We start from the raw sequence: 22,133 nt of genomic DNA, 5'->3' as shown, positions 1-22,133 counted from the left end.
GCCACTTTCCCGACCTCGCGCCGGGGCCAGCCAGCCATTCAAAAACTAGCCGTTTTTTGGCTTTCTGGAGGTTATCTTGGCCCATGCCGCCCGTCAGCGCGCTCGTACGTCGCGCTCCGTGTCTTCTTCCGTCAATGCGGCTGCCGCAGCGGTCACGTCGCGTGAAGCGGCAATGCTTCCTTTTGGAGCCCTGATGTTGGCTGCCTCGGTCAGCAGCTGGGCGCAGACACCGCCGGCCACGGTGCAAGGCGGAACGTTGGGCACCGTCACGGTGACGGAGCAGGCCGAAGCACAAGGCAAGGACCAGGTCCAGACCAAGAAGACCAACATCGGCAAGGGAACGCAAGAAATTCGCGACATTCCCCAGTCGATCAACGTCATCACCGAAAAGCTCATCGACGACGTCAAGCTCGATACGCTTCGCGACGCCTTGCACTATTCGGCCGGCATCACTTTCGCCGCGACCGAGAACGGCACCGACCAGGACATCCGGCTGCGCGGCTTCCCGGTTGCGACCGTGGGCGACCTGCTCATCGACGGCATGCGGGACCCTTCGCAGTACGACCGCGACACCTTCAACCTCGAGCGCATCGAGGTACTGCGCGGTTCGGCGTCGATGATCTTCGGACGGGGTTCCACCGGTGGCGTGATCAACCAGGTGACCAAGAAGCCGTTGCTGGCCGACCAGACCGACGTGGAAGCCACCGTCGGCTCCCGCGGCTACTACCGCACGACCGCCGACTTCAATGTGCGCACCGGCGAGACGTCGGCGCTGCGCATCAACGGCATGTGGAACAAGGCCGACAACGGCGGCGCCAAGGTCGACAAGTACGGCATTGCGCCTTCGTACAGCTGGGGCGTGGGCACGGCCAATGAATTCACCGTCGGCCTGTTCCACCTGAACGTCGACAACGTTCCACTGTCGGCGGTTCGCTGGGTGGCGACCGGCCGCCAAGGGATTACCGGCTACAACGCGAGCGGCGTGCCCACCATCGGCAGCCTGGGAACAATCGCCCCCATCAAGCCGGGCAGCTTCTACGGCACCACGGCCGACAAGCTACTTGGCCAAGCCACCTACGGCACGGCTTCCTGGCTCCATCGATTCGATGACGGCGGCGAACTGCGCACGCAGGTGCGCTCGGGTACCTTCGACCGCAACCAGTGGTCCACCGCCGCTGGTGCCAGCACCACCTTCGGTGCGCCGACCACGCTGGCCAACTTCGGCGACTACACGGTGCTCACGCGCAGCGGCCTCACGCCGCGCAAGGACGAGTACAAGGGCACCTACCTGCAAAGCGACTACAGCAAGGAGCTGAACTTGGGCGGCATGAAGCACCAGTTGCTGGCCGGTATCGATGCCTCCAAGGAGGAAGCGAGCCGCTACCAGAACGATGCCTTCTTTAACAACAGCTTCCGCGGCCGCGCGCTGGGTTCGCGAGCCAACACCTTCGTCGGCACGCCGAATGACGGTGCCGGCCTGAGCGGCACGTTCGTGGAGCCGGTGTACCGCGACTCGAGTTCCTATTCCGCCAAGTCGATCGGCGTCTACCTGCAGGACCTGGTCCAGGTCGCGCCTGACTGGAAGATCCTCGGCGGCGTGCGCTACGACCACCTCAGCGGCGACTTCAACCAGTACAACTACTCGAATCCTGCGTGCGTCAGGCCCACCCCTGCGCCGCGCGGCTATACGCAAACGGCCAACTGTACCGATCCGCGCGAGCGCTATTCCGCCGGTAGCCCGCTGCCGACGGTGGCATCCACCAGTTTGTCGCAGGGCGCCTGGAGCTACCGCGCCGGCGTGCTTTATCAGCCTTCGACCACGCAGTCGTATCACCTGTCCTACAGCACGTCGTTCAATTCGTCCGCGGACACCTACCAGTACGTGACGCCCCAGACGGCGGGCACGCCACCGGAGAAGAGCCGCAACATCGAACTCGGCACCAAGCTCGACTGGCTCGACGGCAAGCTCTCGACGCGCGCCGCCATCTTCCGCACCGAGAAGACCAACGAACGCACCACTGACTCGGACTTTGCCAGCAGTTCCTACCTGCTGTCGGGTAAGCGCCATTCGCAGGGCCTTGAGCTCGACGTGGTCGGCCGGCTGACTTCGCAGTGGGAGGTCTACTTCTCGTACTCCTACATTCCGAAGGCAACCATCGACCAGGTCGGCAGCACCGCGACGCCGGGCACCGTCGGCTCGCGCGTGGGCCTCACGCCCAAGCACAGCGGCGCCGCGTGGATCAGCTACCAGGCCACGCCCAAGTTCCGCATCGCGGGCGGTGTGCGCGGCGCATCCGAGAACCGGCCGCTGCAAGGCGCCAGCGGCGCTGCCAGCCTGGCCAACAGCACCCCTGGCTACGTGGTGGGCGACATGATGCTCGAGTACAAGTTCACGCCCGATCTGTATGCGCAGCTCAACGTCAACAACGTGACGAACAAGCTCTACGGCGACCAGCTCTATCCTGGCTTCGTGATTGCCGGTGCCAAGCGCACGGTGCTCTTCACGGTTGGCGCACGTTTCTAGAATAGACCGGCACAACCGATCTTCCGCTCTTCATGCTCTTGCACATTCGCGAAGTCCTCACGTCTGACGAAGTCCGCCAGGCCAGGGAAATCCTGGGCCAAGCGCCCTGGGAAGACGGCCGCCTGACCGCAGGCGAGCAGTCGGCCAAGGCGAAGAACAACGAGCAGCTGAGGGAAGACTGCGAAGAAACCCGCGCGGTCCAGCAGCTGCTGCTGCGCGGGCTCGAGCGGCACCAGGTTTTCTTCTCGGCTGCGCTTCCAAAGCAGATTTCGCCGCCGCTGTTCAATCGCTACGGCGGTGCGTCGAACAGCTTCGGCAATCACGTGGACAGCGCGGTCCGTTTTCTGCGCGACGGCACGGGCAGGGTGCGCACCGACATTTCGTGCACCCTGTTCCTGGCCGAGCCTGACGAATATGACGGCGGTGAACTCGTGATCGAGGACACCTTCGGCACCCAGCGCGTCAAGCTCGCAGCGGGCGACATGGTGCTCTATCCGGGCACCAGCGTTCACCGGGTGCTGCCCGTGACGCGGGGCTTCCGTATCGCGAGCTATTTCTGGATCCAGAGCATGGTGCGCAGCGACGAGCAGCGCCGGCTGCTGTTCGAAATGGACAACCACCTGCGCCATCTCCGCAGCCAATATGGCGAGACCGATCCGGGCGTGATCGGGCTTACCAGTACTTATCACAACCTGCTGCGCATGTGGCTCGACATCTGAGCCACGGCGTGGTGCCGGCAATGCCGGGAGACCATTCATGAACAAGTCACTTCTTTATGTGGCGGCTGCAGCGGCCGTCCTCTGGTCCGCGTCCGCATCCGCGCAGTTCGTCGACCACGACGCGGTCAAGTGCGCGCCGGTTCCCAAGGAAGAAATGCGTCCGCAGATGGAGCTGCAGCGCAAGCTCACCTCCGAAGGCTGGAAGGTGCGCCAGATCAAGAACTTCAATGGCTGTTACGAGGTCTACGGCTTCGACGAGAAGGGCCAGCGCGCCGAAGCGTTCTTCGATCCCAAGACCTTCGTGAAGGTCGGACAGGTAAAGCAGCCTTCCTGAGGCGCTGCGCGGTGCATGCGGTTTCCGGGCGTCCATCGACGCGGGTCTGGGCGCTTTGGCTGCGTGCAACACACTGGGCGCTGGTGGCCGCCATTGCGGTGGCATGGTTCAGCGGCGAGGCGCTGCTGCGGCAGCATGAATGGGCGGGCTACGCGGCACTGGCCCTGGTCGCGGGCCGCTGCATCGGCGGCGGACTCGGCGGGCGCTACGCGAGATTCCGCCAGTTCGTTCGTTCGCCCTCCGAAGTGCGGCGCTATGCGGGCGAGGTGCTTGCCCGGCGGGAAAAGCGCTACATGGGCCACAACCCACTGGGCGGCTGGATGGTCATTGCCTTGCTGGCCGCGGTGGCTGCCGTCGGCGTTACGGGCTGGATGTACTCGCTCGACATGTTCTGGGGACTGGCGTGGGTGGAATGGCTCCACCGCACATTGGCCTGGACGCTGGTGGCGCTGATTGCCCTGCATCTGGCCGGTGTCGTTTTCACGAGCTGGCGGCACCGCGAGAACCTGGTGACTGCCATGCTCAGCGGTCGCAAGCGACCGCAGGCGCCGGGCGACGTCGATTGACGGTTGCGCCCGGCCTCGCCGATCAGCTGAGCTCGCCCATCTGCGATTGCAGGTAGTTCTGCAGGCCGACCTTGTCGATCAGCTCGATCTGGGTTTCCAGAAAGTCGATGTGCTCTTCGGTGTCGTCCAGGATTTCCTGGAGCAGGTCGCGTGAAACGTAGTCGCGCACCGTTTCGCAGTAGGCAATGCCGTCCTTGATGGTGGCTTGCGCGCCAGTTTCGGCGCCCAGGTCGCAGGTCAGAAGTTCGGGCACATCCTCGCCGATGTTCAGCTTGCCCAGGTCCTGCAGGTTCGGCAGTCCATCGAGCATGAAGATGCGGTCCATCAGCTTGTCGGCGTGCTTCATCTCGCCGATGGATTCCTCGTATTCCTTCTTGGCCAGCTTGTCCAGGCCCCAGTGCTTGAGCATCCGGTAGTGCAAGAAGTACTGGTTGATTGCGGTGAGCTCGTTCTTGAGCTGCGCCTGCAGATGTTCGATGACCTTAGGGTCGCCCTTCATGGTGTTTTCCTTGTTCTGAAAGCACCGATTGTGAGAGGGGTGGGTAAGCAGTTGCAAGCAATCCCATGCTGCGCCGGTCTGCATGCGTTTGATGGTGATACACGTTCGTATTCGCCCGCTGGGGCGCCATCGCGGACATAGCAACCTGTAATGATTTTAATAGCTGTTAACTATTGAAACTGATGAATTGGTAGTTATACTAATGGCTCGTTCTTTTCATTAGCCACCACAAGGAAACAGCAATGTCCCTGATCAACACCGAAATCATTCCCTTCAAGGCCACCGCGTATCACAACGGCAAGTTCGTGCCGGTCAGCAACGACAACTTCAAGGGCAAATGGTCGGTCGTGGTGTTTTACCCGGCGGACTTCACATTCGTGTGCCCCACCGAACTCGGCGACCTCGCCGACCACTACGCAGAATTCCAGAAGCTCGGCGTGGAGATCTATGGCGTGTCCACCGACACCCACTTCACCCACAAGGCATGGCACGACACCTCGGACACCATCGGCAAGGTCAAGTACCCGCTGATCGGCGACCCTAGCCAGCAACTGGCCCGCGCCTTCCAGGTGCTGATCGAAGAAGGCGAAGACGCCGGCCTCGCATACCGCGGCACCTTCGTGATCGACCCCGAAGGCAAGATCAAGACCATCGAAGTGCACGACAACGGCATCGGCCGCGACGCTGCCGAACTGCTGCGCCGCGTGAAGGCTGCCCAGTACGTGGCCGCCCACCCCGGCGAAGTTTGCCCCGCCAAGTGGACCGAAGGCGCCGAAACGCTCAAGCCTTCGTTCGACCTCGTCGGCAAGATCTAAGCGTCCCGCGAAAGCCCGGGCGCTCACGAGGCCCCGGGTTTTTTTGTCCCCTGTTGATAGTTTTCAGTTATCGAAAGAGAGCCCCTCATGCTCGACGCCAGCACCAAAGCCCAATTGAAGAGTTACCTCGAACGCGCCACGCAGCCGATCGAGATCGTCGCCTCGCTCGACGACAGCAAGGCCTCGGGCGAAATGCTGTCGCTGCTGAAGGACGTCGCAGAAGTGTCGCCGCTGGTCAAGCTGACCGAAAGCCGCGACGACAACCATCGCAAGCCCTCTTTCTCGGTCAATCGTCCGAGCGAGAACCACGGCCCGCGCTTTGCCGGCCTGCCAATGGGCCATGAATTCACGTCGCTGATCCTTGCGCTGCTGCAGATCGGCGGCTACCCACCCAAGGTCGAGCAAGCTGTGCTCGACCAGATCAAGGCGCTCGACGGCGACTTCGAGTTCGAGATCTACGTCTCGCTCACCTGCCACAACTGCCCCGACGTGGTCCAGGCGCTGAACCTGATGGCCATCCAGAACCCGCGCATCCGCACCACGATGATCGAGGGCGGCACCTTTCAGGAAGAGGTCAAGGAGCGCCAGGTGATGGCCGTGCCTACCGTGTTCCTGAACGGCACCGAATTCGGCCAGGGGCGCATGAGCCTGGAAGAGATCCTCGCGAAGATCGACACCAGCGGCGTCGAGCGCGAGGCAAAGAAGATCGCCGCCAAGGACCCGTTCGACGTGTTGATCGTCGGCGGCGGCCCGGCCGGTGCCGCGGCTGCCGTGTATGCGGCGCGTAAGGGCATCCGCACCGGCGTGGCATCGGAGCGATTCGGCGGCCAGGTCCTCGACACGCTCGGCATCGAGAACTTCATTTCCATCAAGGAAACCGAAGGGCCGAAGTTCGCCCATGCGCTCGAAGAGCACGTGCGCGACTACGACGTCGACATCATGAACCTGCAACGCGCCAAGGCGCTGGTTCCGGGCAAGGACCTCATCGAAGTGCAGCTCGAGAGCGGCGCTTCGCTCAAGAGCAAGTCGATCATCATCTCGACCGGTGCGCGCTGGCGCAACATCAACGTGCCCGGTGAGCACGAGTTCAAGAACAAGGGCGTGGCTTACTGCCCGCACTGCGACGGGCCGCTCTTCAAGGGCAAGCGTGTCGCTGTCATCGGCGGCGGCAACTCGGGCGTCGAGGCGGCGATCGATCTTGCCGGCATCGTCGGCCACGTGACGCTGATCGAGTTCGACACCGCGCTGCGCGCCGACGCCGTGCTGCAGCGCAAGCTCAAGAGCCTCCAGAACGTCGACGTGTTCACCAATGCGCAGACCACCGAGATCACCGGCGACCAGAAGGTCAACGGCCTTGTTTACAAGGACCGCGCGACGGGTGAGCTGAAGAAGGTCGAGCTCGAAGGCGTGTTCATTCAGATCGGCCTGGTGCCCAATACCGATTGGCTCAAGGGCGTGGTCGAGCTGACCAAGCACGGCGAGATCGTGGTCGACGCCAGGGGCCAGACCTCGGTGCCGGGCGTGTTTGCGGCGGGCGACGTGACCACGGTGCCGTTCAAGCAGATCATCATCGCGGCCGGCGACGGCGCGAAGGCGGCACTGGGCGCGTTCGACCACCTGATCCGCACTTCCGCGCCGGCCGAGCAGATTGCTGCCTGAACGCGGCAGCGACGGGCTGACCGGGCGGCAGGTTCAGTAAACCAGCCGCTCGGGCTTCAGTTCCTGCAGGATGGTGGTGGCAATTTCCTCGATCGACTTTGTCGTCGTCGAAAGCCACCGGATGCCCGCCCGTCGCATCATCGCCTCGGCCTCGGCCACCTCGTGGCGGCAGTTTTCGAGGCTGGCGTAGCGCGAATCGGGCCGGCGCTCGTTGCGGATCTGGCTCAGCCGCTCGGGCTGGATGGTGAGCCCGAAGATCTTCTTGCGATAGGGCATCAAGGCCGGAGGCAGCTGGCGTCGATCGAAATCTTCCGGTATCAGCGGGTAATTAGCTGCTTTCAGGCCGTGCTGCATTGCCAGGTAAAGAGACGTGGGCGTCTTGCCGCTGCGGCTCACCCCCACCAGGATCACGTCGGCACCCTCGAGGTCTCGGTTGCTCTGGCCGTCGTCGTGTGCCAGGCTGAAGTCGATGGCCGCTATGCGCGCGTCGTACTCCTTGCTCTTGCTGACGTCGCTGAAGCGGCCGATGCGGTGGTTCGATTTGACCGCCAACTCGATCTCCAGCGGGCGCACGAAGGTGCCAAACATGTCCAGCAGCATGCCTTTGCACCCGGTTTCGATGACTTCGAGCACCTCCATGTTCGCCAGGGTCGTGAAGACGATGGGACGAACGCCCTCTACCTCGGCCGTGTGGTTGATCTGCCGCACCGCCTGGTGGGCCTTGTCGACCGTGTCCGTGAACGGCAACCGCACGTGGCGCGGCTTCATCTCGAACTGCGCGAGCACGGCGTTACCGAAAGTTTCGGCGGTGATCCCGGTGCCGTCTGAAATGAAGAAAACAGTGCGTGTATGCATGGTGTAGCTCTTGCGGCCTTGTCCTGCGGCGCGTGCAACCTCGCCACGCCTACAATTCGGGCCATTATCGGGAATCCGCTTTCCCCTGACCCAATTCTTTCCATGCACGCCGCGCCAGCACCCAAAGCAACGACAACGATCGTGCCGCGCCGTCTGCATGCAGCATCGGTTTCAACTTCTGGAGCTTTCCCATGTCTGCACTTTTCGACGCGACCGCCCTGGTCGTACCGTTTGAAAACCTGAGGATGACCGACGTCGAGTCGGTCGGCGGCAAGAACGCCAGCCTCGGCGAAATGATCTCGCAACTGCCGCAGGGCGTGCGAGTGCCCACGGGCTTCGCGACCACGGCGCACGCCTTCCGCGAGTTTCTGGCTCATGACGGACTGGCCGACAAGATCAGCAAGCGGCTCGCCGCCCTGGACACCGAAGACGTGCGGGCGCTGGCCGTGGCCGGCGCTGAAATTCGCGCCATGGTCGAGGCCCAGCCTTTTCCGGCCGATCTTCAGAAAGCCATTGCCGACGCTTTCGCCAAGCTGAGCGCTGGCAACCCCGCCGCCTCTTTCGCCGTGCGTTCTTCGGCCACCGCCGAAGACCTGCCGGACGCTTCGTTTGCCGGTCAGCAGGAAACCTTCCTCAACGTGGTCGGCATCGACGACGTGCTGCACAAGATGAAGGAGGTGTTCGCCTCCCTCTACAACGACCGCGCCATCAGCTACCGCGTGCACAAGGGATTTGCGCACGACGTGGTCGCGCTCTCGGCCGGCGTGCAACGCATGGTCCGTTCCGACCTCGGCGCGGCCGGTGTGATGTTCACCATCGACACCGAATCGGGCTTCGAAGACGTGGTGTTCATCACCTCCAGCTACGGGCTGGGCGAAACGGTGGTGCAGGGCGCCGTGAACCCTGACGAGTTCTACGTGCACAAGCCGACGCTGCGCGCCGGCAAGCGGGCGGTGATCCGCCGCAACCTCGGCTCCAAGCTGATCCAGATGGAGTTCGCAACGCCCGAAGAGAAAAAGGCGACCGGCAAGCTGGTCAAGACGACCGACGTCAAGGCCGAGCAGCGCAACCGCTATTCGCTGAGCGACGCCGATGTCGAACTGCTTGCCAAATACGCGCTGGTCATTGAAGAGCACTACGGCCGCCCGATGGACATCGAGTGGGGCAAGGACGGCACCGACGGCCAGCTCTACATCCTGCAGGCGCGCCCGGAAACCGTGAAGAGCCAGCAGCAGGGCAAGGCCGAGCAGCGCTACAAGCTGCTGGGCAAGGGCGCTGTGCTGGCCGAAGGCCGTGCCATCGGCCAGAAGATCGGCACCGGCCCCGTGCGGCTCGTGCACAACATCAGCGAGATGGACAAGGTGCAGGCCGGCGACGTGCTCGTCACCGACATGACCGACCCCAATTGGGAGCCGGTGATGAAGCGCGCTGCCGCTATCGTCACCAACCGCGGTGGGCGCACCTGCCACGCGGCCATCATTGCGCGCGAACTCGGCATTCCGGCCGTGGTGGGCTGCGGCGATGCCACCGACCTGCTGAAAGAAGGCACGCTGGTGACCGTGAGCTGCGCCGAGGGCGACACCGGCTTCATCTACGACGGCCTGCTCGAGACCGAGGTGACCGAAGTGCAGCGTGGCGTGATGCCCGAGATCGACATCCAGTTGATGATGAACGTGGGCAACCCGCAACTCGCCTTCGACTTTGCGCAGTTGCCGAACCACGGCGTCGGCCTGGCGCGGCTCGAGTTCATCATCAACAACAACATCGGCGTGCACCCGAAGGCGATCCTCGACTATCCGAATGTCGACAACGACCTGAAGAAAGCCGTCGAGTCGGTGGCCCGCGGCCACGCTTCCCCGCGTGCCTTCTATGTCGACAAGGTGGCCGAAGGCATCGCGACCATCGCGGCAGCCTTCTGGCCCAAGAAGGTCATCGTGCGCCTCTCCGACTTCAAGTCGAACGAGTACCGCAAGCTGATCGGCGGTAGCCGCTACGAGCCGGAAGAAGAAAACCCGATGTTGGGCTTCCGCGGCGCCGCGCGTTACTTGAGCAAGGATTTCGGCGAGGCCTTCGCCATGGAATGCGAGGCGCTGAAGCGCGTGCGCAACGACATGGGCCTGGTCAACGTGCAGATCATGGTGCCCTTCGTGCGCACGCTGGGCCAGGCCGAACGCGTGACCACGCTGCTCGGCGAGCATGGCCTGAAGCGCGGCGAGAACGAGCTCAAGCTGATCATGATGTGCGAGGTGCCGAGCAATGCGATCCTGCCCGAGGAGTTCCTGAAGTTCTTCGACGGTTTCTCGATCGGCTCGAACGACCTGACCCAGCTCACGCTCGGCCTGGACCGCGACTCTGGGCTCGAGCTTCTGGCCGCCGACTTCGACGAGCGCGACCCGGCCATCAAGGCTCTGCTGAGCCGCGTCATCAAGGCCTGCAAGGCCGAAGGCAAGTACGTCGGCATTTGCGGCCAGGGCCCCAGCGACCATCCGGACTTTGCGCTCTGGCTGGCGGAACAGGGGATCGAGTCGATTTCCCTCAATCCCGACAGCGTGATCGACACCTGGCAGCAACTCGCCAAGCGTTGAAGGCGCGGCGGCGCGCGTTGCGTCGCTTGTCGCGTAGCAGCCACTGCGGGAATTCCCATGGGAATTCCCGCGCCAATGCCTGCAGAATTGAATCAGAATGTGTTACTAGGTGTCAGTTCCGTGACTCCACGGGGCTGGCCGGCCGCTCGCGGACTGCGCATGGCGAAACCGCTCGTCGCCGCATCCGCCGGCATTACCCGGAAGAAACCATCATGATTCTTGTCAAGACAGAAGCCGGACAGCAGGTCCTCAAAGATCGCTCGGTGCCCCTTTCACCGCGCCAGCGTACGGCTTTCATCCTGTTCGACGGCAAGCGTTCGGTCGACGAAGTGCTGGCCGGAGCGGGCATTGCGCGTGAAGAAATCGATCAACTGGTCACGCTGGGACTGCTCGGTCCAGCGGCGGGCAGCAAACCGGCCGCACCGGCCAAGGAACCAGAACCGCCGGCCGCAAGCAGGGCGCCCGCAGCGCCGCCGGCGCCAGTCCCGACGCCCACGCCAAAGCCGGCCGAGCCCGCGCCGCCTGCCGGGCGCAGCAGGCAGCAGCGCTACAAGGATGCCTATCCGATCGCCACCCAATTGACGGGTGCTCTCGGGCTGAAGGGGTTTCGGCTCAACCTGCAGGTCGAGGGCACCACCAGCTACGAAGATCTGGTAGCGCTGGCACCCAAGATACGTGCCGCCGTGGGCCCCGAGAAGGCCGCCGCACTCGACAAGGCCTTGAACGACTGAGGCTGGACAAGCGCTGCGCCAGCAGTGCTACAATAGCCGGCTTTGCCTTGCCACACTGCGCCCGACGCTGCAGGTGGCTTTTCCTCTTCTACGGAAGAATCCACAAGGAGTGCCATGCGTCACTACGAAATCATTTTGCTGATCCACCCGGATCAGAGCGAACAAGTTCCGGCCATGCTGGAGCGTTACAAGGGCCTCATCACGGCCGGCGGTGGCAAGATCCACCGCGTTGAAGATTGGGGCCGCCGCCAGCTGGCTTACCAGATCAACAAGCTCAACAAGGCGCACTACCTGTGCGTCAACATTGAAGCCGAGCAAACCGTGATGGGCGAACTCGAACACGCGTTCAAGTTCAACGACGCCGTGCTTCGCCACCTCACCGTTCAGAAGAAGAAGGCCGACACCGGTCCTTCGTCGATGATGAAGACGGTCGAGCGCGAAGAAGCCCGCAAGGCCCAGCAGGCCGAATACGCCGCCAACAACAGCTGATGGCGTGACCGCTGCCGCTGCTGCGGCAACCGGGGTCAATCAGCTTCTGCTGACAGCCTCTGTTGCCGAACTCGGAGCCTTGCGATACACGCCGGCCGGCCTTCCCGCCATCGACCTGAAGCTCGAACACGAGTCGACGCTTCAGGAGGCAGGAAAAGCCAGGCAGGTGAAAACGGCCCTCAAGGCCGTTGCCTTCGGCGCCATCGCCGAAAGGCTCGCAACGCAGTCGATGGGAAGCCTCTGGCGTTTTCAGGGTTTTCTCGCGACACCGGGCAACGGCAAGCATCCGGTCCTGCACATCCAGGATTTTCAGCAAGATTAATTTTCGACAAGAGGTCCCCAAATGGCCACGTTCAAGAAATTCAACAAAGACAAGCGCCCGAAGCGCAACACCCAGTCGCTGCTGTTCAAGCGCAAGCGCTTCTGCCGTTTCACCGTCGCTGGCGTCGAGGAAATCGACTACAAGGACATCGACACGCTGCGTGACTTCATCAGCGAAAACGGCAAGATCATCCCCGCACGCCTGACCGGCACGCGCGCGATCTACCAGCGCCAGCTCAACACCGCGATCAAGCGCGCGCGCTTCCTCGCGATGGTGCCGTACAGCGACCAGCACCGCGTCTAAGGAGCCGTACCATGCAAATCATTCTTCTGGACAAGGTCCTGAACGTCGGCGCCCTGGGCGATATCGTCAAGGTCAAGGACGGCTACGCCCGCAACTTCCTGATCCCGTCGGGCCGCGCCCGCCGCGCTACCGCTGCCAACAAGGCCGAATTCGAAGCCAAGCGCGTCGAACTCGAAAAGGCTGCGGCTGCCAAGCTGGCTGAAATGCAAGCCCAGGGCGAGAAGCTCGGCGGCACGACCATCAAGCTGACCCAAAAGGCCGGCGTCGACGGGCGCCTGTTCGGCTCGGTCACCAACGGCGACATCGCCGAAGAGCTCGGCAAGCAAGGCTACAAGGTTGCGAAGTCGCAAGTGCGCCTGCCCAACGGCCCGATCAAGGTCGTCGGCGACAGCACCGTGAGCGTTGCGCTCCACACCGACGTGGTGGTCGACATCACCGTCACGGTCTACGGCGAAACCGCCTGATCGTCCACAGCGCCTTGCGCGCTGCCGCAAAAGCCGCCCTCGGGCGGCTTTTGTCTTTTTGCGCACCGGTTCTCCCGGTCGATTCACTGAAAGATCACCGTTTATTCACAACCTTGTCCACACACGCCAGCGCGTGTGCGGCTTAGCATGCAGGGTTGCAAGGGAAGTCCATGTCCGCCGTTTTCTCCTATGCCGACAATGACCCGTCGGCCGACCGCCAAGTCGCCAAACTCCGCATTCCGCCTCACTCGATCGAGGCCGAGTCGAGTGTGCTTGGCGGGCTGCTGCTCGACAACGGCGCGTGGGACCGAATGGGCGACCTGCTGGTGGATGGCGACTTCTATCGCCATGAACACAAGCTGATCTACGCCGCCATCGGCGGGCTGATCAATGCCAGCAAGCCGGCCGACGTCATTACCGTTTACGAGCAGCTGCAGGGCCTTGGCAAGGCCGAGGAAATCGGCGGGCTGGTGTACCTGAACTCGCTCGCGCAGTACGTGCCGAGCGCGAGCAACATCCGCCGCTATGCGGAGATCGTGCGCGAACGCTCCATCCTGCGAAAGCTAGTCTCCGCGAGCGACGAGATCGCGACCAACGCCTTCAACACGCAGGGCAAGTCGGTCGACAAGATCCTGGACGAGGCCGAGCAGAAGATCTTCAACATCGGCGAAGAAGGCACGCGGATGAAGCAGGGCTTCCAGAGCATGGATGCCCTCGTGGTCGAACTGCTCGACCGCGTGACCGAGATGGCGGAGAACCCGAACGACATCACTGGCGTTCGCACCGGCTTCTACGAGTTCGACAAGATGACCTCGGGCCTGCAGCCGGGCGACATGATCGTGCTGGCCGCGCGTCCTTCCATGGGCAAGACCTCGCTGGCCATCAACATCGCCGAGCACGTGGCGCTCAACGAAGGGCTGCCGGTGGCGGTCTTCTCGATGGAAATGGGCGCTTCGCAACTCGCGGTGCGTATCGTCGGCTCAATCGGCCGCATTGACCAGGGACACCTTCGCACCGGCAAGCTCAGCGACGAAGAGTGGCCGCGCCTGACCGAGGCCATTGAGAAGCTGCGCAACGTGTCGCTGCACATCGACGAGACGCCGGGCCTCACCACCAGCGAACTGCGCGCAAATGCACGCCGCCTGGCGCGGCAGTACGGGCGGCTCGGCCTGATCGTGGTCGACTACCTGCAGCTCATGAGCGTGTCGACCAGCATGAACGACGAGAATCGCGCCACGGCGGTGGGCGAAATTTCGCGCGGCCTGAAGATGCTTGCCAAGGAGCTCAAGTGCCCGGTGATCGCGCTGTCGCAGTTGAGCCGCGGCGTCGAAAGCCGCACCGATAAGCGCCCCATGATGAGCGACCTGCGCGAATCCGGCGCCATCGAGCAGGACGCGGACATCATCATGTTCATTTACCGCGACGACTACTACGACAAGAACAGCAAGGAGCCGGGCGTGGCCGAGGTGATCATCAGCAAGCACCGGAACGGGCCCACGGGCACCGTCAAGCTGACCTTCCTCAAGCCGCTCACCAAGTTCGAGAATATGGCCAGCTACGGCAGCAACGACGACTATTGATCCCTCGTTTATTGCTGCTGCTGTTCGAGCCGCTTCGCTTCCGCCGAGCGGGCCTTCACCTGGCGCAGCATGTCGGCCAGCGTCTTGCCCGCTTCGTCGCGAAAGCGCTCCGGCAGCACCTCGACCGCGTCCATGCGGTCGATGCGAAAGCCGCGAAAGTCGCTGCGCAGTTCGCACCAGGTCGAAAGCGTCCAGACCTTGCCCCAGTAGAAGCAGCCGAGCGGGCGCACAGTGCGCTCGCTGGCATCACCCGACACATCCCGATAGCTGAGCCGCAGCTTCTGGCGTGCCTCGACGGCCTCGCGCAAGATCTGCAGCCGGTTGCGCATGGTGTCGTCCAGGCCCAGTGCGGGCGCGTAGAGCGCCAGCGCTTCCGCCGAGACCCGTGCCGCTGCCGGCAGCACCGAAAGAATCTTGCCCAGCCCGGTTTCGATGTTGCGCGCCAGCGCCGGATCGACCCAGCTCTGCGCGAGCCGCGCCGCAGCCATGAGCGCTGAAGCCTCTTCCTGCGTGAACATCAGCGGCGGCAGCTCGAAGCCCGCGCCCAGCCGGTAGCCCACGCCGGCTTCACCCTCGATAGGCACGCCCTGGTGCTGCAGATCGGCCACGTCGCGGTACACCGTGCGCTCCGACACCTCCAGGCGCTGCGAGAGGAAGGCGGCCGTGGTGAGCCGGCGGCCACGGATGAGCTGCACAAGCTGAAAGAGGCGGTCGGCGCGGCGCATCAGCGTGTGCGGGCCAGTTTCTTCGCGAAGTCTTCGACGAAGTAGCGCTTGCCGCGCTGCACGACCGTGTGGCCTTCGGCCTCGAGCCTGGTCATTTGAGATTCGATGCCGCCCGGGTAGCCGGCGAGCCTGTCGCGCCAGCTTTTCTTGGTGCTCATGAGACTCCGATGTGGATCGCCACTTTGTCAGGTCCGTCGTACGCTTCGAAGTCGCTGCGGTAGAGGCGCGCGATTGTCGGGTTTGCCTCGAAATACTGCCAGATGCGCTGCCAGGCATCGATCACCATTTGCGGCATTTCGCCCTGGCTTGTGAAGACGAGGTAGTCGCCGGCCTCGATGGTCGCAGCTTCGCTCGTTGCATGCGACACAGCCACGCCCACGGTCACGTCAAACGGGCCATCGGCGTCCGATTCGTAGCCGGAGTAGACGCCGAAGATGCGCGCGTCTTCGGTGCGATGCGGTGTCGACCGATAGGTCTCTTCCGCGAAGAAGCGGTTCCACAGTCCCTCGATGCGGGCCGTTGCAGGCTCGTTCTCTTCGCGGTTGGTGGTGCGGGCCGTGAGGCCCGCAACCTGGAAGGCGCCATGGTGCTGGCGTATGGGTTCCATCTGCTTTTTCTCCTGCGTAAGCGATGCCACGGTGGCTCAGGCCAGAGCGTGAAGGCCGACTTCGTTACCTTCGGTGTCGCGCAGATGGGCGATGAAGCCCATGCCCGGTGGCAGCGCGGACTTGGGCGCCACGATCTGGCCACCTGCCGCTTCGACCCGTGCGAGCACGGCGTCGATGCTTGGCATGCAGTCGAGGTAGATGCGGATCCCGCTGCCCGCGCGTGCGCTGGCGTTCGCACCCGCCTGGAGCGCCCCGCCAGTGGCAGGATCGTCGTAGGGGAACACGGCCAGCGTCTCGCCGCCGAAGTTTTCGCGGCGCAGCGTGCGGCCCAGCACGGTTTCATAGAAGGCTTGGGCGCGATCGATGTTGGCGACGGGAATCTCGAACCAGCTGATGGCGTTTTGCATGAGGGACTCTCTTTCGATTGTGCGTTGGAAGGAGCCTTGATGGTGCGGACCGCCTCCTGACAACGTCTTGTCAGGAGCCTGTCACCACGGACGAAAAAAAGCCCGCGATGCTCCGAGGAGCATGCGCGGGCTTTGATCGGATCGGACGAAGCCTAGAGCACGTCGCTCGCGAAGTCAGCCAGCCGCGAGCGTTCGCCACGCGCCAGCGTGATGTGCCCGCCATGCGGCCAGCCCTTGAACTTGTCCACCGCGAAGGTGAGGCCCGAGGAGCCTTCGGTCAGGTATGGCGTGTCGATCTGCGCAAGATTGCCCATGCAGATGATCTTGGTGCCCGGGCCGGCCCGGGTGATCAGCGTCTTCATCTGCTTGGGCGTCAGGTTCTGGGCCTCGTCGATGATCACGTACTTGTTGAGGAAAGTGCGCCCGCGCATGAAGTTCATGCTCTTGACCTTGATGCGGCTGCGGATCAGCTCGTTGGTGGCCGCGCGGCCCCATTCGCCGGCGCCGCCGCCGTCGCCCTTGGCCAGGAACTCGAGGTTGTCGTCGAGCGCTCCCATCCAGGGGCCCATCTTTTCTTCCTCGGTACCGGGCAGGAAGCCGATGTCTTCGCCCACGCTTACAGTGGCACGGGTCATGATGATCTCGGTATAGCGGCGGTCGTCGAGCACCTGCGTCAGGCCCGAGGCCAGCGCCATCAGCGTCTTGCCGGTGCCGGCGGTGCCCGTGAGCGTGACGAAGTCGACTTCGGGGTCCATGAGCAGGTTCATCGCGAAGTTCTGCTCGCGGTTGCGCGTGTTCACGCCCCACACCGCGTTCTTGCCCGAGCTGTAGTCCTTCAGGGTCTTGAAGACCGCGGTCTTGTCGCGGATCTCGGTGACGCGCGCGTACATGCTCGGCTCGCCCGGGGCCTCGAAATAGACGAACTGGTTGATGTACAGGTTGGGCACCAGCGGCCCGCTGACGCGGTAGAAGGTGTTGCTGCCGCTTTGCCAGCTTTCGACCGTCTTGCTCTGGCGCGTCCAGAAATCGGGCGGCAGCGCGAGCGAACCCGCATAGAGCAGGTCGCCGTCTTCCAGCGTCTTGTCGTTTTGGTAGTCGTCGGCCGCGAGGCCGAGTGCGCGCGCCTTGACGCGCATGTTGATGTCCTTCGACACCAGCACCACTTCCTGCTTCGGACGGCCGGGCTGCTCTTTGGCGTGCAGGTCGTGCAGGTCGCGCAGGGCCTGCACCACGCCGAGGATCTGGTTGTCGGCCTTGCCTTGGGGCAGGCTGACCGGCAGCGAGTAGTCGAGCGGCGCCGTCTGGAAGAACAGCTTGCCACCGGCCTCGCGATGGCCCGTGGTGTCCAGCTTCAGGCCCTTGGCGATGTCGGCGTCCTGCGTCGCGGCCAGGGCGTCGAGCGTGCGGCTGGTCTGGCGGCCATTGCGCGCCACTTCGGTGGTGCCCTTCTTATGGCCATCGAGCTCCTCCAGCACGATCATCGGCAGGAAGATGTCGTGCTCTTCGAAGCGGAACAGGCACATCGGATCGTGCAGCAGCACGTTGGTGTCGAGCACGAACAGCTTGGCCGGACCATTCGATTTGGCGCGTTTGGCACGCGTTGGTTGCGGCGCCGCAGCCGGCAACGGCGGCGGCACATAGACGGCGGGCGGCGCCTCGGGCTCGCCGCGGGCGGCAGGCCTGTGCTCCTGATTGCGGTCCTGGTTGCGTTCGGGACTGCGGGAGGGGGCGGGTTTCGACCTGCCGCGGGCCACAGGCGCAGCCTCGGTACCGCCGCCTACCGCATCCGCGGCGCTGCGGTCGAACAGTTCCAGCGGCTGGGAGCCGCTCGATGAAGCCGAATCGGCGCGCGATTCGCCCGAGCGCCGCGAGCCCCCCCTGTGGGAGGAGCGGGCGGGTGCATCGTGCGCATCCGGCGAGAGCAATGCGGCGCGTTTCGTGGGGGCGGGAGGCAGTGGCATGTGTCAGGTCGCTCGCAGGAAGTGGAAACCAGAAAACGAAAAAGCCGCCTGTAGACCAAGGCGGCTTTGTTCGGGGGATGCGGTCGTGGAGCTCAACGGCATGAGGCCATTATGCACACCCGCGGTGACGCGTCTCGCGCTCTTTGCACAGTCCGTTGGGCAATTCCCACGGGTTGAAGCAAAAGCGCACAGTCCGCGCTTGTTGTAACGGTCAGGCAGCCTTCTTGAGCGCCTTGACGGCCTTGAGCACGTCGTCGACATGGCCAGGGACCTTGAGGCCGCGCCATTCGGCCTTCAAGATGCCGTCGGCGCCGATGAGGAAAGTGCTGCGCTCGATGCCCTTGACCTTCTTGCCGTACATGATCTTGTTCTTGACCACGCCGAACATGTGGCACATTTTTTCTTCGGTATCGGCGATGAGTTCGAAGGGGAGTTCGAGCTTGGCCTTGAATTCGTCGTGCGACTTCATGTTGTCGCGGGACACGCCGAACACGGTGGCGCCGGCTTTTTCGAAGTCTTTGTAACGATCGCGAAACTGCATGGCTTCGGTCGTGCAACCCGGAGTGTTATCTTTCGGGTAAAAATACATGACCAGCACGTGGCCGAGATGCGAGGTATTCGAGACTTTCAGGCCACCCGTGGCGTTGGCGTCGAATTCAGGAATGGGTTTGTTGACAACGATCGCCATGAATCTTGTTTTCTCCGTTGGTTTCCATTGGATCGGGCGCTTTGAGGCACACTCGACGAAATGGAGGATTGGTCGTTGCTAACTGAGGGCAGCTGGCCTGTTCGCAACCCGGTATTTTACCCCGAAAAGCTCCCCCTCAGCTATCCTGGGGTGGTTCGACCAGCAGGGCGGCAATCACGTGGCGGCCTTCGCCGGCCAGGATGTTGTAGGTGCGGCAGGCTGCCGGGGTGTCCATGGTCTCCACGCCGGTGCGCTTGGCCATGAGCGGCTGCAGCCAGGACGGCTGCGGAAAGCGGATCCGGGATCCGCTCCCGAAGATGATCAATTCGGCGCCGAGCGACGCCAGCTGGGCGAAATGTTCGGGGCCCAGCTGGTCGAAACGGGTGCAATTCCACTCGAAGCGCTCGCCGCGCGAGCCAACCACCACGCTGCCCTCGACCTTTTCGTTGTTGATCGCGACCCACCCGGGGCCGTGGGCGGTGAGGGACTGGGTGTCGGATTTGTCGGGCTGGAGCTTCATCGGGGCACTGGGAACTGTGGTCAAATTATAGGTTTTCCCCAGTGACACGAGGCCTTTGAGGGCCTTTCGACATCGAGTAACCCGCGCCCGGGAGGGCCCTTTGAAGCAGTTCAAGAAATCGGCCAAGCTGGCCAACGTGCTCTACGACATTCGCGGCCCCATCATGGAGGCCGCCCAGCGGATGGAGGAAGAGGGCCAGAAGATCATCAAGCTCAACATCGGCAACCTTGCCGTGTTCGGCTTCGATGCGCCTGAGGAAGTCCAGCAGGACATGATCCGCAACCTGCCGGGCTCGGCGGGTTATTCGGACAGCAAGGGCATCTTCGCGGCACGCAAGGCCGTGATGCACGAGACGCAGAAGCAGGGCATTGCCGGCGTCACGCTCGACGACATCTACCTGGGCAACGGCGCCAGCGAGCTGATCGCCATGGCCACCAACGCGCTCTTGAACGACGGCGACGAAATGCTGCTTCCGGCGCCCGACTATCCGCTTTGGACCGCTGTGACCAGCCTGTCGGGTGGCAAGCCTGTGCACTACCTGTGCGACGAGGACAACGGCTGGATGCCGAACCTCGACGACATCCGCGCCAAGATCTCGCCGCGCACCAAGGGCATCGTGGTGATCAACCCGAACAACCCGACCGGCGCGCTCTATTCCGATGAGCTGCTCAAGAGCATCGTGGCCATCGCGCGGGAACACCATCTGGTGATCTTCGCCGACGAGGTCTACGACAAGGTGCTGTACGACCACGCGAAGCACACAGCGATCGGGAGCCTTTCGACGGATGTGCTCACGCTGACCTTCAATTCGCTATCCAAGAGCTACCGGTCATGCGGCTATCGCGCGGGCTGGCTCGTGGTGTCGGGTGACAAGAAGCGGGCGGAAGACTACATCGAGGGCCTGAACATGCTCTCGAACATGCGCCTGTGCGCCAACGTGCCCGGCCAATGGGCCATCCAGACCGCCCTTGGCGGCTACCAGAGCATCAACGACCTGGTGGGCGACGGAGGTCGTCTGCGGCGCCAGCGCGACCTGGCCTACGAGCTGATCACGGCCATCCCTGGCGTGAGCTGCGTCAAGCCTAGCGCTGCGCTCTACATGTTCCCGAAGCTCGATCCGAAGATTTATCCAATCGAGGACGACCGGCAGTTCTTCCTCGAGTTGCTGAAGGAAACCAAGGTGATGCTGGTGCAGGGCACCGGCTTCAACTGGGCCACGCCCGATCATTTCCGCATCGTGTTCCTGCCGCACGAGGAAGACCTGCGCGAGGCCATCCACCGCATTGCCAAGTTCCTGGAGCTGTACCGTTTGCGCAGCAGCGAGACAGAGTCATGACATCCGCATGTGCCGCGGTTCTGCAGGTGGCGCCTGGAACCTGCCCCACTGCATGAGCCGCGCCGTGAGCGCGCCGCCTGCCGCCCCATTTAAACCATTAACGCGAATCTCCCAATGAAACCCATCCAAGTAGGCTTGCTCGGCGCAGGCACGGTCGGCAGCGGCACCTTCAAGGTGCTGCTGCGCAACCAGGAAGAAATCAAGCGCCGTGCGGGCCGCGGCATCGAGATCACGATGGTGGCCGACCTCGACCAGGCGCGTGCGCGCGAAGTGGCGGGCGAGGGCGTGAAGGTGGTCAGCGATGCGCGCGCCATCATTGCCAACCCGGACATCGACATCGTCATCGAACTCATCGGCGGCTACGGCATTGCGCGGCAGCTGGTGCTAGAAGCCATTGCGGCCGGCAAGCACGTGGTCACCGCCAACAAGGCGCTGCTCGCCGTGCACGGCACCGAAATCTTCGCGGCCGCCCACGCCAAGGGCGTGATGGTGGCCTTCGAAGCCGCGGTGGCCGGCGGCATCCCGATCATCAAGGCATTGCGCGAAGGCCTCACGGCCAACAGCATCCAGTGGCTGGCCGGCATCATCAACGGCACCACCAATTTCATCCTCTCCGAGATGCGCGACAAGGGGCTGGACTTCGCGACCGTGCTCAAGGAGGCGCAGCGCCTGGGCTACGCCGAAGCCGACCCAACCTTCGACATCGAAGGGGTCGACGCGGGCCACAAGGTCACGCTGATGAGCGCCATCGCCTTCGGCATTCCAGTGCAGTTCGACAAGGCGCACATCGAGGGCATCACCAAGCTCGCCGCGCAGGACATCAAATACGCCGAACAGCTCGGCTACCGCATCAAGCTGCTCGGCATCACCAAGCGCACCGCGCAAGGCATCGAGCTGCGCGTGCATCCCTCGCTCGTGCCGTCGAAGCGCCTGCTTGCGAACGTCGAGGGCGCAATGAACGCCGTCGTCGTGCATGGCGATGCCGTGGGCACCACGCTCTACTACGGCAAGGGCGCGGGCAGCGAGCCGACCGCCAGCGCCGTGATCGCCGACCTCGTCGACATCACGCGCCTGCACACGGCCGACGCCGCGCACCGCGTGCCGCACCTGGCCTTCCACCCCGACGCCATGAGCGACCTGAAGGTACTGCCGATGACCGAGGTCGTCACCAGCTACTACCTGCGCCTGCGCGTGGCCGACCAGGCCGGCGTGCTCGCCAAGGTGACGGGCCTGCTGGCCACCGCCGGCATCAGCATCGACGCGGTGCTGCAGCGCGAAGCCGACGAAGTGGGCGGCGAAGGCTCCACCCAGACCGACCTGATCATCCTCACGCACGATGCGCGTGAAGGCACCGTGAACGACGTGCTCGCGGAACTGCAGGCACTGCCCACCGTGCTGCAGCCGATCGTGCGCATCCGCAAGGAAGAGCTGTCCTGAGGGCGG

General features: G+C 63.6%; 24 protein-coding genes. 15 read left to right on the top strand and 9 right to left on the bottom strand.

Annotation, left to right across the window (positions count from 1 at the left end):
* Positions 1–193 precede the first annotated feature (193 nt).
* The 4 genes from ASC78_RS19460 to ASC78_RS19445 are packed head-to-tail and all read left to right on the top strand — an operon-like array spanning position 194 to position 4,143.
* Entirely contained in the window at positions 194–2,524 is a 2,331-nt protein-coding gene (locus tag ASC78_RS19460) for a TonB-dependent receptor (RefSeq protein ID WP_235505143.1), read from the top strand.
* 32 nt (positions 2,525–2,556) lie between these two features.
* Positions 2,557–3,243: a Fe2+-dependent dioxygenase gene (locus tag ASC78_RS19455; protein WP_055804848.1), complete on the top strand. Its 687-nt coding sequence runs from the start codon at positions 2,557–2,559 to the stop codon at positions 3,241–3,243.
* 37 nt (positions 3,244–3,280) lie between these two features.
* Positions 3,281–3,577: a PepSY domain-containing protein gene (locus ASC78_RS19450; RefSeq protein ID WP_055804844.1), complete on the top strand. Its 297-nt coding sequence runs from the start codon at positions 3,281–3,283 to the stop codon at positions 3,575–3,577.
* A gap of 11 nt (positions 3,578–3,588) precedes the next feature.
* Entirely contained in the window at positions 3,589–4,143 is a 555-nt protein-coding gene (locus tag ASC78_RS19445) for a cytochrome b/b6 domain-containing protein (RefSeq protein WP_055804841.1), read from the top strand.
* 22 nt (positions 4,144–4,165) lie between these two features.
* Here the strand turns inward: ASC78_RS19445 and bfr are convergent, their stop codons facing one another.
* Positions 4,166–4,642, bottom strand: coding sequence for a bacterioferritin (bfr, locus tag ASC78_RS19440; protein WP_055804838.1), 477 nt, complete (start codon positions 4,640–4,642; stop codon positions 4,166–4,168).
* A 242-nt stretch (positions 4,643–4,884) separates the two neighbouring features.
* Here bfr and ahpC point away from each other — a divergent pair, with 242 nt between their 5' ends.
* Together ahpC and ahpF are read left to right on the top strand one after the other, a co-directional pair.
* Complete coding sequence (gene ahpC / locus ASC78_RS19435; RefSeq protein ID WP_021006525.1) at positions 4,885–5,457, top strand: alkyl hydroperoxide reductase subunit C; 573 nt, start codon at positions 4,885–4,887, stop codon at positions 5,455–5,457.
* A gap of 87 nt (positions 5,458–5,544) precedes the next feature.
* The gene (ahpF, locus tag ASC78_RS19430; protein WP_055804836.1) at positions 5,545–7,116 is read left to right on the top strand and encodes an alkyl hydroperoxide reductase subunit F; all 1,572 of its coding nucleotides are present in this window, start codon (positions 5,545–5,547) and stop codon (positions 7,114–7,116) included.
* A gap of 33 nt (positions 7,117–7,149) precedes the next feature.
* Here ahpF and ppsR read toward each other — a convergent pair whose 3' ends face one another.
* A complete protein-coding gene (gene ppsR, locus ASC78_RS19425; RefSeq protein ID WP_055804834.1) occupies positions 7,150–7,971 on the bottom strand; it encodes a posphoenolpyruvate synthetase regulatory kinase/phosphorylase PpsR in 822 nt (273 codons plus the stop codon).
* Positions 7,972–8,162: 191 nt separating this feature from the next.
* On the opposite strand from ppsR, the gene ppsA reads away from it, so the two are divergent.
* The 7 genes from ppsA to dnaB all read left to right on the top strand — a co-directional run bounded on the left by ppsA (position 8,163) and on the right by dnaB (position 14,445).
* Complete coding sequence (ppsA, locus tag ASC78_RS19420) at positions 8,163–10,556, top strand: phosphoenolpyruvate synthase (RefSeq protein ID WP_055804831.1); 2,394 nt, start codon at positions 8,163–8,165, stop codon at positions 10,554–10,556.
* Positions 10,557–10,768: 212 nt separating this feature from the next.
* Positions 10,769–11,287 carry a hypothetical protein gene (locus tag ASC78_RS19415; RefSeq protein WP_055804828.1) on the top strand — a complete coding sequence of 173 codons (519 nt, stop codon included), beginning with the start codon at positions 10,769–10,771 and terminating at the stop codon, positions 11,285–11,287.
* A gap of 114 nt (positions 11,288–11,401) precedes the next feature.
* Complete coding sequence (gene rpsF / locus ASC78_RS19410) at positions 11,402–11,776, top strand: 30S ribosomal protein S6 (protein WP_055804825.1); 375 nt, start codon at positions 11,402–11,404, stop codon at positions 11,774–11,776.
* 4 nt (positions 11,777–11,780) lie between these two features.
* The gene (gene priB, locus ASC78_RS19405) at positions 11,781–12,098 is read left to right on the top strand and encodes a primosomal replication protein N (RefSeq protein WP_235505142.1); all 318 of its coding nucleotides are present in this window, start codon (positions 11,781–11,783) and stop codon (positions 12,096–12,098) included.
* Between the two features lie 21 nt (positions 12,099–12,119).
* Entirely contained in the window at positions 12,120–12,401 is a 282-nt protein-coding gene (gene rpsR / locus ASC78_RS19400; protein WP_007830781.1) for a 30S ribosomal protein S18, read from the top strand.
* A gap of 11 nt (positions 12,402–12,412) precedes the next feature.
* A complete protein-coding gene (gene rplI, locus ASC78_RS19395) occupies positions 12,413–12,865 on the top strand; it encodes a 50S ribosomal protein L9 (protein WP_055804822.1) in 453 nt (150 codons plus the stop codon).
* A gap of 170 nt (positions 12,866–13,035) precedes the next feature.
* The gene (gene dnaB / locus ASC78_RS19390; protein ID WP_055804819.1) at positions 13,036–14,445 is read left to right on the top strand and encodes a replicative DNA helicase; all 1,410 of its coding nucleotides are present in this window, start codon (positions 13,036–13,038) and stop codon (positions 14,443–14,445) included.
* A gap of 8 nt (positions 14,446–14,453) precedes the next feature.
* On the opposite strand, the gene ASC78_RS19385 is transcribed toward dnaB, so the two are convergent.
* The 7 genes from ASC78_RS19385 to ASC78_RS19360 all read right to left on the bottom strand — a co-directional run bounded on the left by ASC78_RS19385 (position 14,454) and on the right by ASC78_RS19360 (position 19,354).
* Positions 14,454–15,170 carry a helix-turn-helix transcriptional regulator gene (locus ASC78_RS19385; protein ID WP_055804817.1) on the bottom strand — a complete coding sequence of 239 codons (717 nt, stop codon included), beginning with the start codon at positions 15,168–15,170 and terminating at the stop codon, positions 14,454–14,456.
* Positions 15,170–15,328, bottom strand: coding sequence for a hypothetical protein (locus tag ASC78_RS27190; protein ID WP_200934331.1), 159 nt, complete (start codon positions 15,326–15,328; stop codon positions 15,170–15,172). The genes ASC78_RS19385 and ASC78_RS27190 overlap by 1 nt, the downstream gene beginning before the upstream one ends.
* On the bottom strand, positions 15,325–15,777 hold the full coding sequence (locus tag ASC78_RS19380) for a GyrI-like domain-containing protein (protein ID WP_055805078.1): 453 nt from the start codon (positions 15,775–15,777) through the stop codon (positions 15,325–15,327). Before ASC78_RS19380 ends, ASC78_RS27190 begins: the two co-directional genes overlap by 4 nt.
* A 36-nt stretch (positions 15,778–15,813) precedes the next feature.
* The gene (locus tag ASC78_RS19375; RefSeq protein WP_055804814.1) at positions 15,814–16,185 is read right to left on the bottom strand and encodes a VOC family protein; all 372 of its coding nucleotides are present in this window, start codon (positions 16,183–16,185) and stop codon (positions 15,814–15,816) included.
* A 152-nt stretch (positions 16,186–16,337) separates the two neighbouring features.
* Positions 16,338–18,146: a PhoH family protein gene (locus ASC78_RS19370; RefSeq protein ID WP_055804811.1), complete on the bottom strand. Its 1,809-nt coding sequence runs from the start codon at positions 18,144–18,146 to the stop codon at positions 16,338–16,340.
* A gap of 211 nt (positions 18,147–18,357) precedes the next feature.
* Positions 18,358–18,834, bottom strand: a complete 477-nt coding sequence (locus tag ASC78_RS19365) for a peroxiredoxin (protein WP_007830801.1) — start codon at positions 18,832–18,834, stop codon at positions 18,358–18,360.
* 136 nt (positions 18,835–18,970) lie between these two features.
* A complete protein-coding gene (locus ASC78_RS19360; RefSeq protein WP_055804809.1) occupies positions 18,971–19,354 on the bottom strand; it encodes an Mth938-like domain-containing protein in 384 nt (127 codons plus the stop codon).
* A gap of 100 nt (positions 19,355–19,454) precedes the next feature.
* On the opposite strand from ASC78_RS19360, the gene ASC78_RS19355 reads away from it, so the two are divergent.
* Together ASC78_RS19355 and ASC78_RS19350 are read left to right on the top strand one after the other, a co-directional pair.
* The gene (locus tag ASC78_RS19355) at positions 19,455–20,690 is read left to right on the top strand and encodes a pyridoxal phosphate-dependent aminotransferase (protein WP_055804806.1); all 1,236 of its coding nucleotides are present in this window, start codon (positions 19,455–19,457) and stop codon (positions 20,688–20,690) included.
* Positions 20,691–20,804: 114 nt separating this feature from the next.
* A complete protein-coding gene (locus ASC78_RS19350; RefSeq protein ID WP_055804803.1) occupies positions 20,805–22,127 on the top strand; it encodes a homoserine dehydrogenase in 1,323 nt (440 codons plus the stop codon).
* Positions 22,128–22,133: the final 6 nt, after the last annotated feature.

The sequence above is a fragment of the Variovorax sp. Root318D1 genome (assembly GCF_001424835.1).
Lineage (GTDB): Bacteria > Pseudomonadota > Gammaproteobacteria > Burkholderiales > Burkholderiaceae_C > Variovorax.
The sequence above is the reverse complement of the archived record's forward strand: the minus strand, read 5'-3'. Positions and strand labels throughout refer to the sequence as shown.

What these genes read in the sequence shown, in the direction of transcription:
- ASC78_RS19460 (WP_235505143.1), top strand. Translation starts at nt 194, where the DNA reads ATGTTGGCTGCCTCGGTCAGCAGCTGGGCGCAGACACCGCCGGCCACG.
- ASC78_RS19455 (WP_055804848.1), top strand. Translation starts at nt 2,557, where the DNA reads ATGCTCTTGCACATTCGCGAAGTCCTCACGTCTGACGAAGTCCGCCAG.
- ASC78_RS19450 (WP_055804844.1), top strand. Translation starts at nt 3,281, where the DNA reads ATGAACAAGTCACTTCTTTATGTGGCGGCTGCAGCGGCCGTCCTCTGG.
- bfr (WP_055804838.1), bottom strand. Translation starts at nt 4,642, where the DNA reads ATGAAGGGCGACCCTAAGGTCATCGAACATCTGCAGGCGCAGCTCAAG.
- ahpC (WP_021006525.1), top strand. Translation starts at nt 4,885, where the DNA reads ATGTCCCTGATCAACACCGAAATCATTCCCTTCAAGGCCACCGCGTAT.
- ahpF (WP_055804836.1), top strand. Translation starts at nt 5,545, where the DNA reads ATGCTCGACGCCAGCACCAAAGCCCAATTGAAGAGTTACCTCGAACGC.
- ppsR (WP_055804834.1), bottom strand. Translation starts at nt 7,971, where the DNA reads ATGCATACACGCACTGTTTTCTTCATTTCAGACGGCACCGGGATCACC.
- ppsA (WP_055804831.1), top strand. Translation starts at nt 8,163, where the DNA reads ATGTCTGCACTTTTCGACGCGACCGCCCTGGTCGTACCGTTTGAAAAC.
- ASC78_RS19415 (WP_055804828.1), top strand. Translation starts at nt 10,769, where the DNA reads ATGATTCTTGTCAAGACAGAAGCCGGACAGCAGGTCCTCAAAGATCGC.
- rpsF (WP_055804825.1), top strand. Translation starts at nt 11,402, where the DNA reads ATGCGTCACTACGAAATCATTTTGCTGATCCACCCGGATCAGAGCGAA.
- rpsR (WP_007830781.1), top strand. Translation starts at nt 12,120, where the DNA reads ATGGCCACGTTCAAGAAATTCAACAAAGACAAGCGCCCGAAGCGCAAC.
- rplI (WP_055804822.1), top strand. Translation starts at nt 12,413, where the DNA reads ATGCAAATCATTCTTCTGGACAAGGTCCTGAACGTCGGCGCCCTGGGC.
- dnaB (WP_055804819.1), top strand. Translation starts at nt 13,036, where the DNA reads ATGTCCGCCGTTTTCTCCTATGCCGACAATGACCCGTCGGCCGACCGC.
- ASC78_RS19385 (WP_055804817.1), bottom strand. Translation starts at nt 15,170, where the DNA reads ATGCGCCGCGCCGACCGCCTCTTTCAGCTTGTGCAGCTCATCCGTGGC.
- ASC78_RS27190 (WP_200934331.1), bottom strand. Translation starts at nt 15,328, where the DNA reads ATGAGCACCAAGAAAAGCTGGCGCGACAGGCTCGCCGGCTACCCGGGC.
- ASC78_RS19380 (WP_055805078.1), bottom strand. Translation starts at nt 15,777, where the DNA reads ATGGAACCCATACGCCAGCACCATGGCGCCTTCCAGGTTGCGGGCCTC.
- ASC78_RS19375 (WP_055804814.1), bottom strand. Translation starts at nt 16,185, where the DNA reads ATGCAAAACGCCATCAGCTGGTTCGAGATTCCCGTCGCCAACATCGAT.
- ASC78_RS19370 (WP_055804811.1), bottom strand. Translation starts at nt 18,146, where the DNA reads ATGCCACTGCCTCCCGCCCCCACGAAACGCGCCGCATTGCTCTCGCCG.
- ASC78_RS19365 (WP_007830801.1), bottom strand. Translation starts at nt 18,834, where the DNA reads ATGGCGATCGTTGTCAACAAACCCATTCCTGAATTCGACGCCAACGCC.
- ASC78_RS19360 (WP_055804809.1), bottom strand. Translation starts at nt 19,354, where the DNA reads ATGAAGCTCCAGCCCGACAAATCCGACACCCAGTCCCTCACCGCCCAC.
- ASC78_RS19350 (WP_055804803.1), top strand. Translation starts at nt 20,805, where the DNA reads ATGAAACCCATCCAAGTAGGCTTGCTCGGCGCAGGCACGGTCGGCAGC.